Raw genomic sequence first — 16,837 nt, forward strand, 5'->3', positions numbered from 1 at the left:
AGATCGTGTTCCGCGAACCCGCGCACGTCGGTGAGTTGGTGACCTTCCGGGCCAGTCAACCGCACCGGTCGCACCTCCATGGAGATCAGAGTGCGGGGACTATGCAGGACCTGGTGAGCCGGGTCGTCCTTCGCGCTCGACCCGGCGGTGCACGTCGTCGTCAACTACGACGATCTCGACCTCGGCCCTGACGCAGCGGATCCCTTCTGCGCCATGGTCAGGAGCAACGAGGAGCGCTTCTTCCTCTCCTCCACCCGCTGCTCGACGAACGCGTTCCTCCGCCGCCGGTTGGGCCGGGAGTTCACCGTGAACGACCTCGACGCCGGCTTCGGCGAGCACCCTCGCTGAGTGCGTGCCTCCACCACCGTGGCCCCGCCCGGGGGACTCCTGGCGGGGACGGCGTTGGCCACGCGCCGCCGACCGCCTCGGCGGCGCACCAGCCGGTGGAACAGACGGCCAGGACGGCGCCGGACGCACCGCCGAAGGCGGTGGCTCGGGAGGTCGCGAGGATCAGGCGTTCGGTCCTCTGGGGGTCCACCTCGGGCCGGGGGCATGACCCTTCCTCGGTGACGAGTTGATCTGCGGTGCCGATCCGTGCCATCCGGCACCCCCAGCCCCTAGCGTCGGCACCGACCCACCGGAGGACCACGGAAGGGGATCCCATGACCGGTACGACCACCCTCACGCGCGAGCGGGCCGACCTCGTCGAGTCCCTGCGGCGACACCGGGCTTTCCTGCGGTTCACCGTGCGCGACCTGACCGCCGAACAGGCGCAGCGGCGGCCCACCGCCAGCTCACTCGACCTGGCGGGGCTGATCAAGCACGTCGCGGCCCAGGAGGCCGGATGGGTGCGGTTCGCCGAGGGCGGGGCCGAGGCGATGAACCGCAATTGGGGCCCCGACGTCGTGTCCCGACACTGGCACCTCGCGCCGGGGGAGACGCTGGCAGGTGTGCTGTCCGACTACGAGGCGGTGGCCCGGCACACCGATGAAGTCGTCGCCACGCTCCCGGACCTGGACGCCGAGCACGCGTTGCCAGAGGCACCCTGGTTCGAGCCGGGCGCCCGCTGGTCGGCCCGACGCGTCTTCCTGCACATCATCGCCGAGACCGCTCAGCACGCCGGCCACGCCGACATCCTGCGGGAATCGATCGACGGTCAGAAGACGATGGGCTGACGCAGGCGCTCCCCGCCATCCATCCGGCACCCGGGGCGCCCGGCGGCCGGGCGCTCCGGGTCACCATGGTCGACCTAGCTCCCGGACGTGGCGCGGTCGCCGGACTGCTGCCAGAGCGCCCGCACGGTGTCGTTGATGGGCGGGCCGGTGAACTGGATCTCGTGCCCGCGCCTTCGACCACCGCCCGCGAGGCGCCGATCCGCTCCGCCAGGTCGTCGCAGATGGCGTCGAAGAGCCGGGACCGTGCGCCCTCGGCCGCGCCGACGGTCTCGGCTTCGCCGAGCAGGCGACCCACGTCCTCGTGGTCGGCTCGGGCGGCCGCGCGGGCGCCAACCACGCCTCCACCGCGCACCGCGGCACGGAGCAGCTGCTGCCACGGCCGGTCAGCGTCGTCGTGCCTCGAGGAACGTGGCCATCAGCCGGTCGCGCAGCAGGGGGTCGACGTCGGCGACGTCGGCGGTGGTGAGCCGTCCGGCCAGCCGCACCACCGTGCGCCACTGCGCGAGGGCCGTGCGGCAGCCCTCGCAGCGTTCGAGGTGCTGCTCGATGCGCCGGCGCTCCTCGACCGGCAGGGTGCCGTCGAGGTACGCGGTGAGCTGCTCGACGAGGTCGACGCACCGTTCCTCGGTGCCGCCCGTGCCGGGCTCGCCGTTCACGTGGCACGCCTCCCCTCGAGATGCCGCGCCACCCGGGAGCGCACCAGACCGCGTGCCGCATGCAGACGCAGCTGCTCGTCCCGGGGACTGATACCGAGCGCTCGGGCCACGTCACCGGGTGGTCGGCCCTCGACGTCGCGCAGGACCATGACCCGCCGGAGCTCGACCGGCATCTCCATGAGCGCGGTGCGGACCTCGGCGGCCGCTTCCGCGTCGTGCACCTCCGTGCCGAGCCCCGCCCAGGCGGCGGGCGGTACCGCCCAGTGACCCGGCCAGTCCGGATCGTCGTCGGGCAGGAACCGATCCGGCGGGAACGTGGGCGCCGCCTCCTCGTGCAGCGGTGCAGCGACGGGAGCCGTCGGTGCCGTGGGCAGGACCGTGATGACGAGGACGCCGCAGACGACCGCCACCGCGACGAACAGCCAGCCCGCGTCGCCGACGCCCACCCGGTCGCTGACGAACCCGACGAGGAGCGCGAACGGCACGAAGGTGAGCCAGGTGAGCGTGCCGACGCCGGAGGCGACTCCGGCGCGGACCGCCGACGGCACGGCGTCGTGCAGCCGTCGCGTGACCGGGATCCCCACCGCGACGACGACGGCGGTGAGCACCACCTGCGCGCCGACCACCACTGCCGGTGCGGTGCTCCCCACCAGGACGAGCGTGCAGGCGACCATCACGCCGGCCAGCGCGGCCGCCCCGCTCCGCCGCGTCACCCAGCGCTGCGAACCGAGCAGTCCGCCCAGCCCCAGGGCAGAAGTCAGGCCGGCCCAGTGCGGCCCGTACCAGATCGCCGGGACGGCGAGGGCGACCAGCCAGAGGGGACCGAACTCCAGCATCCCCTGCATCGTCAGCGCGGCCGCGATCGTCAGCGCGATCACGGGCCGCAGCCGGCCCCGCTGCAGGAGCGTGCGGTAGGTGGTGGCGAGCTGGCGTCGGAGCGGGACGGACTCCTCGGCCCGGTGCAGCCGCGGCTCGCGGAACAGGCACACCGCCACCCCCGCCGCGACCAGGAGCGGGACGGTCAGGAAGTACGTGACCCGCAGGGAGAGGAGTTCGGCGAGGACTCCGCCGGTCAGCGCGCTCGTGACGAGCGCGACGCTCTCGACGACCCGTACCCGGCCGATGACCCGTTCGAAGTCATCGCTCGAGCCGGTCTCCTCGAGGAGCGTGTCGTAGACGACCGACTCGAACGTCCCCGACTGCATGGCGAAGAAGATGCCGAGGAAGAACGCCGACACCATGTACGTCGCCACGTTCGGACTGGCCCCGCCGATCGCGGCACTCAGCGCCGCGGCGAGGCAGGCCAGCACCAGGACGCCGCGACGGCTCCACCGGTCGGCGAGCACGCCCGACGGCACCTCGAAGACGGGCACGACCACCGAGTACACGGCCGCCATCAGGCCCACGCCGGCCGCGTCGAAGCCGATGCCGGTCATGAACAGCTTCTCGATGGGCACCCACAGCGCGAGGTTCTGCAGGAACGCGGCCGCGTACAACGGCGCGAGCCGCCGCCGGAGTGCCCGGCGGGTCGGCACCGCCACCCGCTTCTCCGCCGCCACGGCCACGGCACGCCTCCCCGCCCTCGGCCGGAGCGCTGATCGACGCTCCACGGGCCCGCCGGCCGCACGCGGCATCGACCGGCCCGCACCGTTTCGACCGCATCCCGGCACCGAAGTCATCGCCCGGCACCGGGAGGTCGCCGCCCAGCTCCGGGAGGTGGCCGTGGCGCTCCCGGGACGACCCGCCCGCCGGAGTCGGGGTCACCGGCCTGGGCGGGTGGCCGGCGGGCCGAGGCGCGCCCTCACGTGCGCGGTTCACGACCGATCGGCTGCGTCGGCTCGTCGAGCAGCGGGGTGGGAGCGCGGAGCGGCACCCGGACGGGGGCGGCGGCCGTGACCTCCAGACGTGCGCCGTCCACGACGACGGTCACCGGTTCCTCGCCGCGCACCAGCGTCACCGTGGTGCCCTCCCTCGTCGTCTCGACGCGGAGCAGCCGGCCGCGCCAGGTGACGGAGTAGGCGGTGCGCGAGAGCGAGGACGGCAGCAGGGGCGCGAGCTCGAGGTCGTCGTGGTCCTCCCGCAACCCGCCGAGGCCGGCCACGAACGCCAGCCACGCCCCTCCCACCGAGGCCAGGTGCAGGCCCTGGGCGGTACCGCCGGTGACGTCGCGCAGATCCACGAGGGCGGCCTCGCGCAGGTACCGGAGCGCGAGGTCGGGGTGCTGCGCCTGGGCGCACACGACCGCCTGGACGGCGGCCGAGAGCGAGGAGTCCCGGACGGTGCGCGCCTCGTAGTAGTCCAGATCGCGCGCCACCTCCTCGGCCGTGAAGTCGTCGCGGCACCACCACAGCGCCTGGACCAGGTCGGCCTGCTTGAGCACCTGCCGCCGGTAGAAGGTGGCGTAGTGCTGGTGCTCCTGGACCGGGTAGGCGTCGCGTCCGTCCTCGAAGTCCCACTCCCGGTAGGTCGTGAAGTTCGCGTTCATCGGGTGCACCCGCAGACCCTCGTCCCACGGGACGTGCACCGCCGCCGCCGCGGCCCGCCAGGCGGCGATCTCGGTCGTGTCGACGCCCAGCTCCGCCGCGCGCGCCTGCAGCCGTTGGCACGCGTCGGCGGCCCACCGGAGGTTGCGCCGGGCCATGAGGTTGGTGAAGACGTTGTCGTCCACGATCCCCGTGTACTCGTCCGGCCCCGTCATGCCGAACAGGTGCCAGCCGCCGGCTGCGTCCTCGTGGCCGATGGACATCCACAGCCGCGCCGTCTCGACGAGCACGCCGAGGCCCCCGACGGAGACGAGGTCGGCGCCGGTGACGTTCCGGTAGAGCCAGAAGGCGCGGGAGATGTCGGCGTTGACGTGCATCGCCGCCGTGCTCGCCGGCCAGTACGCGGAGACCTCGCGCCCGCTGATCGTGCGCCACGCGAAGCACGCGCCCGCCAGCCCCAACGTCCGGGCACGCTCGCGGGCGAGGTCGAGCGTGGCGGAGCGCCACCGCAGCAGGCGTGCCGCCGCGTCCGGGCGCAGCAGCGCCAGGGCGGGTAGCACGAACCCCTCGACGTCCCAGAAGGTGTGGCCGCTGTACCCCACGCCGGTCAACCCCTTGGCGCCGACGGGGGCGTTCGAGATGCAGGCGGCGGAGGAGTGCAGCTGGAAGACGGCGTAGCGCAGCGCCTGCTGCAGCTCGGGATCGCCGTCGACCTCCACGTCCGCCGTCGCCCACAGCTCGTCGAGCGCGGCGCGCTGACCGGCGAGCAACCCCTCCCATCCCAGGTCGAGGGCGGAACTCACGGCTGCCGAGGCCTCCCCGAGGACGGAGTCGGACCCGGCGTCGTACGACCAGCTGTACCCGACGGCCTTGACGATCGTGAGGGTCTGCCCGGGGAGCAGGTCGGCGGCGATCGTGACGACGACGTGCTGCTGGTCGACGTGCGGGCTCACCCGCCCGCCGTCGACCTCGTGGCCGACCGCGGTGGCGATCGTGATGCCCGACCGGCGCGTCCGCTCCACCAGGGCGCCGCCGTGCTCGTCGCCGATCTGCGCGCGCGGCTCGAAGGCCTGGTCCAGGCACTCCGCGACGCGCGGGTCGTCGTTGTCGACGCCCGCCGGCGTGACCTCCCCGGCGGCGAGCTCGGACCGGACGAGGACGTGCGCGGGCCCGTCCAGGGCGCGGACCTCGTACCGGACGGCGCAGACCGAGCGCTCCACGAGGTGGACCAGCCGCCGCGAGGACACCTCCAGCGTCGTGCCCGACGGCGCCGTCCAGCACAGGCGGCGGTCGAGGGTACCGGCGCGCAGGTCCAGCGTGCGTTCGTGGACCTGCGGCCGGGCCTCGCGCACGTCGAGCGGGACACCGTCGACGAGCAGGCGCAGCGGCGTGCCGTCGGCGACGGTGAGCATCGCCTGCCCCTCCTCGGGGTGCCCGTAGCCGCCCTCGGGATAGGACAGCGGATGCGTCTCGTGGACGCCGGACAGGTAGGTGCCGCGCATGGCGGAGGGCTCGACCTCGTCGAGCGTGCCGCGGATGCCGAGGTACCCGTTGGAGAGGCTGAAGAGGGATTCGGCGACGGCGAGCGCGTCGGGGTCCACGTGCGGCTCGCGGACGAGCCACGGGTCGGTGTCGAGGGTCGGGGCGGCCACGTACGGTCCTCGCTCGCGTCGTCCGGGAAGGGGAGGGACGCCGGGCCGGCGTCCGGCCCCTGTCCTACCGGTCGGCGCACCCCGGCGCGATCCGGGGGCGACGGACGGTTCCCCGGACCGGCTCGACGCGCTCGGCGACCCCCTGGCGCGGCTGCGGGATCACCGCGGCGGACGACGAGGGCCACGCGTCGGCACAGCGGGGGTCCCGATCACGAGGTGCCCGGTCGAGCTCCGAACGACCGCGTCCAGCCGGCGGGGGCCTCGGGAGCAGGCGGGGGCCTCGGGAGCAGGTGTCAGGAGAAGGCCGGGATGCCGGTGATGTCCCGCCCGACGATGAGCGACTGGATGCTGTCGGTCCCCTCGTAGGTGTGCACGACCTCCATGTCGGTGAGATGACGGGCGACGTGGTGGTCGACGAGGAGGCCGTTGCCGCCGAGGATGTCGCGGGCGTCGAGGCAGACCTGGCGGGCCTTGCGGGCGTGGTTCATCTTCGCCAGGGACGCCATGGGGCCGGTCCACTTGCCCTGCTCCTGCAGCTCGGCCATCCGGAAGCAGTACAGCTGCATCGACGTGATCTCGGCGAGCATGCCGGCGAGCTTGTGCTGCACCAGCTGGAAGCTGGCGATCGGTCGGTCGAACTGGGTCCTCGACAGCGCATGGGCCAGGGCGAGCTCGTAGGCGGCGATGGCGTGGCCGAGGGATTCCCACGCCGCACCACCGCGAGTGGCGGTCAGCACCTGCGTAGCGGCACGGAACGACTCGGCGCCGGGCAGCTTGTTCTCCAGCGGCACTCGCACGTCGCGGAGGACGACGTCCGGCTGCCAGACGGCGCGCTTGCCGATCTTGCCGGTGATCAGCTCGGCGGAGTATCCGTCGGGGTAGCTGCCGTCGGGGTTCTTCTCCACCACGACGGCCTTGACGCGGCCGTCGGCGACGTCGCGGGCCCAGACGACGACCACGTCGGCGATGCTGGCGTTGCCGATCCAGCGCTTGGCGCCGTCGAGGACCCAGTGGTCGCCGTCCCGGCGGACGGTCGTCTCCAGCCTCACGGAGTCGGAGCCGTGGTCGGGCTCGGTGAGCGCGAAGGCGCCGATCTTCTCCAGGGCGGCCATGCCGGGCAGCCAGCGCTGCTTCTGCTCCTCGCTGCCGAGCATGGCGATCGAGCCCATGGACAGGCCGGACTGCACGCCGATGAAGGTGTTGACGCTGCCGTCGCCGCGGGACATCTCGCGCGTGGCGATGCCGGCCGCCAGCCGGGACAGGCCGGGGCACCCGTACCCCTCGATCGTGCTGCCGATGATCTCGAGCTCGGCGATCCTGGGCACCAGTTCGAAGGGGAAGGCGGCGCGGTCCCAGTAGCCGTTGATGATCGGGAGCACGTCGCGGTCCACGAAGGCACGGACCCGGTCGCGGACCGTGCGGGCTTCATCGGTGAGCAGGTCGTCCACCAGGTAGTAGTCGGCGCTCGCGGACACCTCGACAGCGGTCATGGCGCATCCGTCCCGTGAGCCGGCCGGGTGTGCCGGCGGCCCTCCTCGTCGTAGCGGTAGAACCCCGTGCCGGTCTTGCGGCCGAGCTCGCCGCGTTCGACCAGGCGGGTGAGCGTGCGGCTCGGCAGGTCGCGCGGGTCGCCGGACACCGCGTGACGGGCCAGCTTGGCGTGGTAGCCGATGTCGATCCCGGTGAGGTCCATGAGCTCGAAAGGCCCCATCGGGTAGCCGAGCGCGGTGCGGCAGGCGGTGTCGATCGCCTCCACCGAGGCGACTCCTTCCTCGAGGAGGAAGAGCGCCTCGTCGCGGACCGCGTTGAGGATGCGGTTGGCCACGAAGCCGGGGATCTCCTTGGCCAGGAGGACCGGCTCCTTGCCGAGGGCGCGAGCCAGGCCGACGGTGGTGGCGATGGTGTCCGGCGACGTCTGCGGACCGCCGACGACCTCCACGCAGCGCATGACCAGCGCCGGGTTGAAGAAGTGCATGTTGCACACCCGGTCGGGTCGGGCGGTCGCGCCGGCCAGCTGCGAGGAGACGATCGCCGAGGAGTTCGTCGCCAGCACCGCGTGCGCCGGGGCGGTCGCGTCGAGGCGGGCGAAGATGTCCCGCTTCACGTCGAGCTTCTCCGCGGCGGCCTCGATGACGAAGTCGGCGGTGCTCGCCGCGGGGTCGAGCTCTGCGCTGAACGCGAGCCGGCCGAGCGCCGCGTCGACGTCCGACTGCTGCCGACGGCCCTTCGCAACGTCGCGCGCCAGCAGGTCGCGCAGCCGACCGGCGGCGCGGTCGAGCGCGTCCTGCTCGACGTCGAAAGCGGTGACGACGTATCCGGCGAGCGCGCAGAGCGCCGCGATCTGCGATCCCATCGTGCCCGAGCCGACGACGAGGATCCGCCGAACGGGATCGGTGGTCGGTACCGCCACGGCCCTCACCTGCCCCGGAAGGCGGCCGGGCGCTTCTCCAGGAAGGCCGTCGCCCCTTCGCGCTTGTCGTCCGTGGTGTAGAGCAGGGCCTGCGCCAGCCGCTCGACGACCAGGCCCGTGCGCTGGTCGGCGTCCATGCCGGCGCGGATCACGAGTTTCGCCAGCCGCACCGACAGCGGGCCCTTGGCGAGGATCCGGTCGGCGAGCGCGCGCACCGCGGGGAGCAGCTCCGGCTGCGGGACGACGGTGGTGACCAGTCCGATCTCGCGCGCCTCGGCGGCGGCGAGGAAGCGTCCGGAGAGGACCATCTCGATCGCCCGCCCGGTGCCGACCAGCCGGGCCAGGCGCTGGGTACCGCCGGCCCCGGGGAGCACCGACAGGTTGGTCTCCGGCAGGCCGAAGCGAGCCGTGTCGGCGGCGATGCGGATGTCGCAGGACATCGCCAGTTCGCAGCCGCCGCCGAGCGCGAAGCCGTTGACGGCCGCGATGGTGGGCTTGTCGAAGGCCTCGATCTCGTCGAAGAGCCGCTGCATCGCGCCCTCGAGCCCGGTGTGCAGCGTGTATCCCTGCAGCTGCGAGATGTCGGCACCGGCCACGAAGGCCTTGTCCCCGGCTCCGGTGAAGGCGACGGCGCCCACCTCGTCGTCGTCGCGGAGCACCGCGAGCACGTCCTGCAGGTCGGCGAGCACCTGCCGGCTCAGGGCGTTGCGGAGCTCGGGCCGGTTGATGGTGACGACGGCGAGCCGGTCGGAGACCTCGACGGTCAGCGTCGGGTGGCTCATGACGGCCGCCCGGGGGCGAAGGCGGGGATGCCGGTGATGGCCCGGCCCATGATCAGCGTGTGCATCTCGTCGGTCCCCTCGTAGGTGCGGACGCTCTCCAGGTTGTTGGCGTGCCGCAGGGGGGAGTGGTCCAGCGTGATGCCGTTGCCACCGAGGATGGTGCGTGCCTCGCGGCAGATGGCGATCGCGCTGCGGACGTTGTCGAGCTTGCCGAGGGAGATCTGCTCCGGCCGCAGCCGTCCCGCGTCCTTGAGCCGGCCGGTGTGCAGGGCGACCAGCATGCCCTTCTGGATCTCGACCACCATGTCGACGAGCTTCTGCTGGGTCAGCTGGAAGCCTGCGAGCGAGGCGTCGAACTGGCGGCGCTGCAGGGCGTAGGCCAGCGCGGTCTCGTAGGCGTCGCGGGCTGCGCCCATGGCGCCCCACATGATCCCGTAGCGGGCCTCGTCGAGGCAGGTGAAGGGGCCGCGCAGGCCCGTGACGCCCGGCAGCACGGCCTCGGCGGGGAGCCGGACGTCGTTGAGGGTGATGTCGCACTGGATGGACGCCCGCATGCTCAGCTTCGGTTCGATCGCGGTGGCGGTGAAGCCAGGGGTCGCCGTCGGGACGAGGAATCCGCGGACGCCGGCGTCGGTCCTCGCCCAGACGACGGCGACGTCGGCGAGGGAGGCCAGGCCGATCCACCGTTTGGCGCCGTCGAGCACCCAGCCCGAGCCGACGCGGACGGCGCGGGTGAGCATGCTCGCCGGGTCGCTGCCCGCGGTCGGTTCGGTCAGCGCGAAGCAGCCGATCAGCTCCCCGGCGGCCATGCCCGGCAGCCACCGCTGCTTCTGCTCCTCGGAGCCGAACTTCGATATCGCGCTCATCGCCAGCGAGCCCTGGACGCTGACGAACGTGCGCAGCCCCGAGTCGCCGGCCTCCAGTTCCAGGGCGGCCAGCCCGTACTCGACGGCGCTGCGGCCTGCGCAGCCGTAGCCGCGCAGGTGCATGCCGAGCAGGCCGAGCGCGCCCATCTCCTTGACGAGCTCGCGCGGGAAGTGCGCGGCCTCGTACCACCGGGCGACGTCCGGCCGGATGCGCTCGTCGACGAAGGAGCGGACCCGCGCCCGCAGCTCGAGCTCGTCCGCTGAGAGGAGGCTGTCCAGGTCGAGGTAGTCGTGGGCCAGGTCGGTCATCGCGGTCTCCTGTCTCAGGCGGCCTCGAGCAGGACGGAGATGCCCTGCCCGACGCCGACGCACATGGTGACGAGGGCGCGGCGGGCGTCCCTCTCCTGCAGCTCCAGGGCGGCGGTCAGCGCCAGCCGGGCGCCGCTGGCGCCCAGCGGGTGGCCGAGGGCGATCGCGCCGCCGTTGGGGTTGACGTGCTCGGCGTCGTCGGGCAGGCCGAGCAGCCGCAGGACGGCGAGGGCCTGCGCGGCGAACGCCTCGTTGAGTTCGACGACGTCGACGTCGGCGACCCCGTGCCCGGCCCGGTCGAGGAGCCTCCGGGTGGCCGGCGCCGGACCGAGGCCCATCACCCGCGGCGGCACGCCGGCGACTGCGGCACCGTGGACCCGGGCGAGCGGCTCCAGCCCGTACCGGTCGACCGCGCGGTCGGACGCCACGAGCAGCGCCACCGCGCCGTCGTTCACCCCGGAGGCGTTCCCGGCGGTGACGCTGCCGCCGGGTGTGATCGGCGGCAGCTTCGCCAGAGCGTCCGGCGACGTCGGTCTGGGGTGCTCGTCGGCGTCCACCGTCACCGGCTCCCCCCGCCGTTGCGGGACCGGGACCGGCGCGATCTCCCGGCCCAGCCGCCCGGAGCGGATCGCCCGGGCGGCGCGCTCCTGGGAGCGGAACGCGAACCCGTCCTGGTCCTCGCGGGAGACGCCGTGCTCGTCGGCGACGGTCTGCGCGGTCTCGGGCATCGAGTCGGTGCCGTGGAGGCGCTGCATCCGCGGGTTGACGAAGCGCCACCCGATCGTGGTGTCGTGCATCTCGGTGGTGCGGGACCACGGGGCGGGCGCCTTCGGGAGCACGAACGGGGCGCGGCTCATGCTCTCCACCCCGCCGGCGACGACCAGATCGGCCTCCTCGGAGCGGACTGCGCGGGCCGCGAGCGCGACCGCGTCGAGCCCCGACCCGCACAGCCGGTTGACCGTCACCCCGGGCACGTCGACCGGCAGCTCCGCGAGCAGTGCCGCCATCCGGGCGACGTCGCGGTTGTCCTCGCCGGCCTGGTTGGCGCAGCCGAGGACGACGTCGTCGACCGCGGCCCAGTCGACCGACGGCAGGCGATCGACGAGCGCCCGGATCACGTGGGCGGCGAGGTCGTCCGGCCGGACCGGCGCCAGCCCGCCGCCGTAGCGGCCGATCGGGGTGCGTGCCCCGGCGACCAGGTAGGCGGCGCTCACGCCCCGTCCCCGATCTCCTCGCGGAGGCGGAACTTCTGGATCTTGCCGCTGGGCGTTCGCGGCAGCTCCGAGCGGATCTCCAGACGCTCGGGCCAGTACTGCTTGGCCACCCCCTTCTCGGCGAGGAACGCCTTGAGGTCGTCGAGGGTGAGATCCGCATCCGCGATGGGGACGATGCAGGCGCACGCGCGTTCCTGCAGCCGCGGGTCGGGCACGCCGACGACCGCGACCTCCTGGATCTGCGGGTGCTCGTAGAGCACGTTCTCGACGTAGGCGACCGGGATGTTCTCCCCGCCGCGGATGATCACGTCCTTGGTCCGGCCGGAGATGCTGAGGTAGCCCTCGGCGTCGATGTGCGCGAGGTCGCCCGTGTCGAACCATTCGCCGTCGAAGAGCGCCCGCGTCATCTCCAGCCGTTCCGCGTAGCCGACGAACAGGAACGGCCCGGTCACCTGCAGCCGGCCGTCGACGCCGGGAGGCAGCTCGGCGCCGCTGTCGTCGACCACCCGGATCTGCATGCCGGGCCACGGGTGGCCGTCGGTGTCGATCAGCTTCTCGTCCGGGTCGCCGGGGATGCCGAGGGTGACCAGCGCGTCCTCGGTCTGCCCCCATCCGCCGAGCACCACCAGGCCGGGCAGCTCCCGGCGGGCCGCACGGACCATCGCCCGCGGGATCGGCGCGCCCATGCAGCAGAACCGCACGAGCGACGAGACGTCGTGCTGGGCAAGGTTCGGCGCGGCGAGCAGGTCGTGGAGGAAGGGGGTGGCGGCCGAGGTGTAGGTGATCCCGTGCTGCTCGACGAGCTCGACGAACCGCACCGGGTCCCAGACGTCCTGGAGGACGCCGGTCGCACCGTTCTGCACGGGCAGCCGAGCTCCGTACAGCAAGCCGGTGAGGTGCGCCAGCGTCGACGCCATGTGGACCACGCTGTGGGACGTGATGCCGAGCCGCTCCGGCAGCGGGTGGTTCGCGGCCACCAAGGTGTTGTGGGTGTGCATCACGCCCTTCGGCTCGCCCGTGGTGCCCGAGGTGAAGATCAGCACGGTGACCTCGTTCGGGTCGGGCCGCAGCTCGGCCAGCCCGGCCGGATCGCGACGCTCCTCCCAGGGCGTCGCCATGAACTCGGCCCAGGACTGCGTGCCCTGGCCGGGGGAGCCGTCCACGACGAGCACGTGCTCGAGCGCGGGCCAGTCCACCCGCAGCTTGTCCACCATGCCCGGGTGGTCGAAGCCTCGGAACTCCGACGGCACGACGATGACCTTCGAGCGGGCCAGGCCGACCATGAAGCCGACCTCCCGCTCCCGGTAGATGGGGATCAGCGGGTTGCTGATCGCCCCGATCCGGGTGGCGGCGTAGTGCAGTACCACCCACTCGATCCAGTTGGGCAGCTGGAAGGACACGACGTCACCGGGGCGGATGCCGAGCTCGAGCAGCCCGAGGGCGCAGCGGTCGACCTCGCGGCGGAGCTCGGCGTAGGTGATCTGCCGGCGTGCGTCGATGAAGGCGACCCTGTCCGGGGTGGCGGCGGCTGCCTCGTCGAGATGGTCGGTGATCGTGCGGTCCACCCAGAAACCGTCGCGGGTGTGCAGGTCGGTGCGCTCGCGGCTGAGGATCGTCTCGAGGGCCATGGCGGGTGCGTCCCTGTCAGCTCATGGTCAGGCCGCCGCTGACGCTGACGGTCTGCCCGGTGATGTAGGAGGCCTCGTCGGAGGCGAAGAAGGCGACGGCGTTGGCCAGGTCGGCGGGCTGGCCGAGGCGGCGGAACGGGATGGCCTTGGTCAGCGCCTCCCGCAGCTTCGGGTCGTCGCCACCCACGGAGGCGAACAGGGCGGTGTCGGTGGGCCCGGGGCAGAGGCAGTTGACGTTGACCCGGGAGCGGGCCATCTCGCGGGCGGTCGCCTTGGTGAACGCGATGACACCGCCCTTGGCCGCGGAGTACACCGCCTCCCCGGAGGAACCCACGCGGCCGGCGTCCGAGGCCAGGTTCACCACTGACCCCGATCCCTGCTGGGCCATGACCGGCAGGACCGCCTTGGAGGTGTTGAGGACGCCGTAGAGGTTGATCTGGACGATCCGGTCCCAGTCGGCCGGATCGGAGTCGACGAACGGACCGACCTTGTCCCAGCCGGCGTTGTTGACCAGCACGTCGATCCGGCCGAACTGCGCCCTGACCTGGCCCACCATCGCGTTCACCGACTCCGGCGAGGTGACGTCGGTGCGGATGCCGATCGCCCCGTCGCCGATCGCCTCGGCGGTCTCCGTCGCCGTCGCCTCGTTGACGTCGGTGACGATGACGGTGGCGCCCTCGGTGGCGAGCTTCTCCGCGATGGCCCGGCCGATGCCCTGGCCGGCGCCGGTCACGATGGCGACCCTGCTGTCGAGCTTTCCCATGGCGGTGCCTTTCACCTGTGTCGGGATTCAGGGGGCGAGCTCGCGGCCCAGGCGCTGCCGGGCGATGACGAGCTTCATGATCTGGGCGGTGCCGTCGCCGATCTGCAGGCCGAGGACGTCCCGCAGGCGCTGCTGGACGGGCAGCTCGGTCCGGTAGCCGTACTGGCCGTGCAGCAGGAGGCACTGGGTGATGACGTCGTAGGCGGTCTTCGGCGCCCACCACTTGCTCATCGCCGCCTGCGAGGTGTGCGGAAGACCGGCGTCCTTCAGCCACAGGGTGTGGTAGCAGAGCAGCCGGGCCGCCGTCAGCAGCGTCTCGGCCTCGGCCAGCGGGAACGCGACGCCCTGGTTCGTGGACAGCGGCCGGTCGAACGCCTGCCGGGTGCTGACGTGCTCCCACGTCTCGTCGACGGTCTGCTGGGCGCAACCGACGCACTGCAGACCGATCAGCGCCCGGCTGAAGTCGAAGCCCTGCATGACCTGGGTGAAGCCACTCCCGGCCTCGCCCAGCAGGTGACCGGCCGGGACGCGCACGCCGTCGAAGTGCGCGGCGCCGCGGCCGACCGCCGTCGTCCCCATGTCCGAGAACGGCTCCCGGGTGACACCCGGCAGGTCGAGCGGGACCAGGAAGGCGCTGATGTCCTTGCCGCGCGCCTCCGAGGGGCCGGTGCGGGCGAAGACCACGACCGCGGCGGCGTCGCGGCCGAAGGACAGCGACTTGACGCCGTCGAGCACCCAGTCGTCGCCGTCCCGCTTCGCGGTGAGCCGGGGCATCCCGGCGTCGGAGCCGGCGTGCGGCTCGGTCAGCCCGATGCCGACGATCTCCTCGCCGCTGCAGATCCGCGGCACCCACTCGCGAGCGAGGTCCGGCGTGGCGTTCCCGGCCAGGATCTGGGCGACCAGGGAGCCGACCACCTGCAGGTAGGCGACGTTGATGTCGCCGCGCCCGATCTCCTCGGTCACGGCACCGGAGGTCACCCGGTCCATGCCCCGGCCGCCGAGCGCCTCCGGGATCTCGGGGGCGATCAGGCCCAGCGCGCCGAGCTCGCGCCGGAGCTCGGGCTCGATCCGGCCGGCCCGCTCCCGCCCCCGGTACTCGGGAAGCAGCCTCGTCACCGCGATCGCGCGGGCCCCGTCGCGGTACTCCTGCTGCTCGGCGCTGAGTGCGAAGTCCATGGTCGTCGTCCGGCGCTCAGTGGGAGACGACGTGCTTGGCGAAGTCGGGACTGCGCTTCTCCGCGAACGCCGTCGCCCCCTCCATCCCCTCGGGGGAGACGGCGTAGAGGTCGAGGGCGGACATCGCGAGGTTGCTCAAGCCCGCTTGGTGGTCGGTGTCGGCGTTGAACGACTGCTTGAGGAACCGGATGGCGGTCGGGCTCTTCGCCGCGATCTCGGCGGCCCATGCCTTGGCCTCGTCGAGCAGCTCCGCGGCCGGGACCACCTTGTTCACCAGGCCCCAGCGCTCCGCGGTGTGGGCGTCGTACTGCCGGCACAGGTACCAGATCTCCCGCGCCCTCTTCTCCCCGACGACGCGGGCCAGGTAGGCGGAGCCGAACCCCGCGTCGAAGGACCCGACCCGGGGGCCGGCCTGGCCGAAGCGCGCGGTCTCCGAGGCGATGGACAGGTCGCACAGCACGTGCAGCACGTGTCCGCCGCCCACCGCGACCCCGTTGACGGCGGCGATGACCGGCTTGGGGATGTCCCGGATCAGCTTGTGCAGGTAGCCGATCTCGAACATGCCGCTCTCGGTCGGCCCGTAGTCGCCGGTCTCGGCGCGCTGCTTGACGTCGCCGCCGGTGCAGAACGCCTTCTCCCCGGCACCGGTGAGGATCACCGCCTGCACCGTCCGGTCGGCCCATGCCGTGCGAAATGCCTTGATCAGCTCCTCGACCGTCCTGCCGCGGAAGGCGTTGTAACGCTCCGGACGATCGATCGTGATGACGGCCGTCGGTCCTTCGACCGCGTAGTCGACGTCCTCGAAGTCACTCATGTCCCGGCCTCCTGGTCTCCGACGTGTCCTGACCACGGTGACAAACTTTGACTCCTCGGTCAAGACCGCGGGTCGAAATTCGACTCGGGAGTCAGGAACTGGCAGACTGCTGCCGGAGGTGGCGAGATGACCAGCGAGCAGGTCGAGCCGGGCCGGGTCGAGCGGAAGCGGGGACGGCGGATCCAGGAGATCCTCAGAACCGCCGCCGAGCTGTTCGGCGAACGGGGCTACGACGGGGCCAACCTCGAGGACGTCGCCCAGCGGCTCGACGTCACCAAGGGGTCGCTCTACTACTACTTCGCCAGCAAGGACGAGCTGGTCACCGCGGCGATCGAGACGCTGGGGAAGGAGTGGACCGAGCGCCTCGAGCGGCTCTCCGAGGCGCGGGACGGATCACCCGCCGACCGGCTGCGCGCGCTCATCCGCGAGCACGTCGACATCGCGGTCCGGGAGTATCCCGGCGTCCTCCGCCTCTACCTCGTGCCTCGCAACTGGCCGGAGCCGCAGCGGCAGCGGATCGAGGCACTCCGTCGAGAGCACAACGCGCTGTTCCGGCGGGTCGTCGAGGAGGGCGTGGCCAGCGGTGACTTCACCGTCGCGAGCGTGGAGACGACGCTTCGCTGCATGCACGCGGCGATGTCCCAGGCACCACTCTGGTGTTCGCACAAGAAGGGCGCGGCGCTCGAGCGTGCGCTGGACGAACTGGCGGACGCGTTGATGATGCTCGTCGGCGTGTGGCCCGAGTCGGGAGAGCCTGGGGCCGGGGCGGTCAGAGCCCCTCGCCCTTCGCGATCGTGAGTGGTGGCCGCGTCGGTGCAGCCACGCAGGAGGCTGTGCCCGACGGGGTGACCGCCGCGTGAGGCGCTCGCCCGGGAGCGCACGCACCCCGGCGCACGGGACCGACGGCAC

Annotated in this window: 15 protein-coding genes; 3 read left to right on the plus strand and 12 right to left on the minus strand. The window is 72.7% G+C overall.

Annotation, left to right across the window (positions count from 1 at the left end; translation table 11 throughout):
• Positions 1-147 precede the first annotated feature (147 nt).
• Together OF117_RS06670 and OF117_RS06675 are read left to right on the plus strand one after the other, a co-directional pair.
• Positions 148-348, plus strand: coding sequence for a hypothetical protein (locus OF117_RS06670; protein WP_263552034.1), 201 nt, complete (start codon positions 148-150; stop codon positions 346-348).
• A 314-nt stretch (positions 349-662) separates the two neighbouring features.
• Positions 663-1,175, plus strand: coding sequence for a DinB family protein (locus OF117_RS06675; protein WP_263552035.1), 513 nt, complete (start codon positions 663-665; stop codon positions 1,173-1,175).
• A gap of 383 nt (positions 1,176-1,558) precedes the next feature.
• On the opposite strand, the gene OF117_RS06680 is transcribed toward OF117_RS06675, so the two are convergent.
• The 12 genes from OF117_RS06680 to OF117_RS06735 all read right to left on the minus strand — a co-directional run bounded on the left by OF117_RS06680 (position 1,559) and on the right by OF117_RS06735 (position 15,928).
• Complete coding sequence (locus OF117_RS06680; RefSeq protein WP_263552036.1) at positions 1,559-1,831, minus strand: anti-sigma factor family protein; 273 nt, start codon at positions 1,829-1,831, stop codon at positions 1,559-1,561.
• Positions 1,828-3,396: an MFS transporter gene (locus OF117_RS06685; RefSeq protein WP_263552037.1), complete on the minus strand. Its 1,569-nt coding sequence runs from the start codon at positions 3,394-3,396 to the stop codon at positions 1,828-1,830. The genes OF117_RS06680 and OF117_RS06685 overlap by 4 nt, the downstream gene beginning before the upstream one ends.
• A 236-nt stretch (positions 3,397-3,632) precedes the next feature.
• On the minus strand, positions 3,633-5,966 hold the full coding sequence (locus OF117_RS06690; protein ID WP_263552038.1) for a glycoside hydrolase family 65 protein: 2,334 nt from the start codon (positions 5,964-5,966) through the stop codon (positions 3,633-3,635).
• Positions 5,967-6,259: 293 nt separating this feature from the next.
• Positions 6,260-7,456, minus strand: coding sequence for an acyl-CoA dehydrogenase family protein (locus OF117_RS06695; protein WP_263552039.1), 1,197 nt, complete (start codon positions 7,454-7,456; stop codon positions 6,260-6,262).
• On the minus strand, positions 7,453-8,376 hold the full coding sequence (locus OF117_RS06700) for a 3-hydroxyacyl-CoA dehydrogenase family protein (protein WP_263552040.1): 924 nt from the start codon (positions 8,374-8,376) through the stop codon (positions 7,453-7,455). The genes OF117_RS06695 and OF117_RS06700 overlap by 4 nt, the downstream gene beginning before the upstream one ends.
• Positions 8,377-8,381: 5 nt before the next feature.
• A complete protein-coding gene (locus OF117_RS06705; protein WP_263552041.1) occupies positions 8,382-9,158 on the minus strand; it encodes an enoyl-CoA hydratase/isomerase family protein in 777 nt (258 codons plus the stop codon).
• Complete coding sequence (locus OF117_RS06710) at positions 9,155-10,333, minus strand: acyl-CoA dehydrogenase family protein (RefSeq protein ID WP_263552042.1); 1,179 nt, start codon at positions 10,331-10,333, stop codon at positions 9,155-9,157. The genes OF117_RS06705 and OF117_RS06710 overlap by 4 nt, the downstream gene beginning before the upstream one ends.
• A gap of 14 nt (positions 10,334-10,347) precedes the next feature.
• Positions 10,348-11,547, minus strand: coding sequence for a 3-oxoadipyl-CoA thiolase (pcaF, locus tag OF117_RS06715; protein WP_263552043.1), 1,200 nt, complete (start codon positions 11,545-11,547; stop codon positions 10,348-10,350).
• A complete protein-coding gene (locus OF117_RS06720) occupies positions 11,544-13,175 on the minus strand; it encodes an AMP-binding protein (RefSeq protein ID WP_263552044.1) in 1,632 nt (543 codons plus the stop codon). The genes pcaF and OF117_RS06720 overlap by 4 nt, the downstream gene beginning before the upstream one ends.
• 16 nt (positions 13,176-13,191) lie before the next feature.
• Positions 13,192-13,938, minus strand: a complete 747-nt coding sequence (locus tag OF117_RS06725) for an SDR family NAD(P)-dependent oxidoreductase (protein ID WP_263552045.1) — start codon at positions 13,936-13,938, stop codon at positions 13,192-13,194.
• 27 nt (positions 13,939-13,965) lie between these two features.
• On the minus strand, positions 13,966-15,114 hold the full coding sequence (locus tag OF117_RS06730; protein WP_263552046.1) for an acyl-CoA dehydrogenase family protein: 1,149 nt from the start codon (positions 15,112-15,114) through the stop codon (positions 13,966-13,968).
• A 16-nt stretch (positions 15,115-15,130) separates the two neighbouring features.
• Complete coding sequence (locus OF117_RS06735; protein ID WP_263552047.1) at positions 15,131-15,928, minus strand: enoyl-CoA hydratase-related protein; 798 nt, start codon at positions 15,926-15,928, stop codon at positions 15,131-15,133.
• A 126-nt stretch (positions 15,929-16,054) separates the two neighbouring features.
• Between OF117_RS06735 and OF117_RS06740 the strand changes: the two genes are divergently transcribed.
• Positions 16,055-16,726, plus strand: a complete 672-nt coding sequence (locus OF117_RS06740; protein ID WP_263552048.1) for a TetR/AcrR family transcriptional regulator — start codon at positions 16,055-16,057, stop codon at positions 16,724-16,726.
• The last annotated feature ends 111 nt before the right edge of the window (positions 16,727-16,837 follow it).

It is taken from the genome of Geodermatophilus sp. YIM 151500 (assembly GCF_025716945.1).
GTDB lineage: Bacteria > Actinomycetota > Actinomycetes > Mycobacteriales > Geodermatophilaceae > YIM-151500.

What these genes read in the sequence shown, in the direction of transcription:
- OF117_RS06675 (WP_263552035.1), top strand. Translation starts at nt 663, where the DNA reads ATGACCGGTACGACCACCCTCACGCGCGAGCGGGCCGACCTCGTCGAG.
- OF117_RS06695 (WP_263552039.1), bottom strand. Translation starts at nt 7,456, where the DNA reads ATGACCGCTGTCGAGGTGTCCGCGAGCGCCGACTACTACCTGGTGGAC.
- OF117_RS06705 (WP_263552041.1), bottom strand. Translation starts at nt 9,158, where the DNA reads ATGAGCCACCCGACGCTGACCGTCGAGGTCTCCGACCGGCTCGCCGTC.
- OF117_RS06710 (WP_263552042.1), bottom strand. Translation starts at nt 10,333, where the DNA reads ATGACCGACCTGGCCCACGACTACCTCGACCTGGACAGCCTCCTCTCA.
- OF117_RS06720 (WP_263552044.1), bottom strand. Translation starts at nt 13,175, where the DNA reads ATGGCCCTCGAGACGATCCTCAGCCGCGAGCGCACCGACCTGCACACC.
- OF117_RS06725 (WP_263552045.1), bottom strand. Translation starts at nt 13,938, where the DNA reads ATGGGAAAGCTCGACAGCAGGGTCGCCATCGTGACCGGCGCCGGCCAG.
- OF117_RS06730 (WP_263552046.1), bottom strand. Translation starts at nt 15,114, where the DNA reads ATGGACTTCGCACTCAGCGCCGAGCAGCAGGAGTACCGCGACGGGGCC.
- OF117_RS06735 (WP_263552047.1), bottom strand. Translation starts at nt 15,928, where the DNA reads ATGAGTGACTTCGAGGACGTCGACTACGCGGTCGAAGGACCGACGGCC.
- OF117_RS06740 (WP_263552048.1), top strand. Translation starts at nt 16,055, where the DNA reads ATGACCAGCGAGCAGGTCGAGCCGGGCCGGGTCGAGCGGAAGCGGGGA.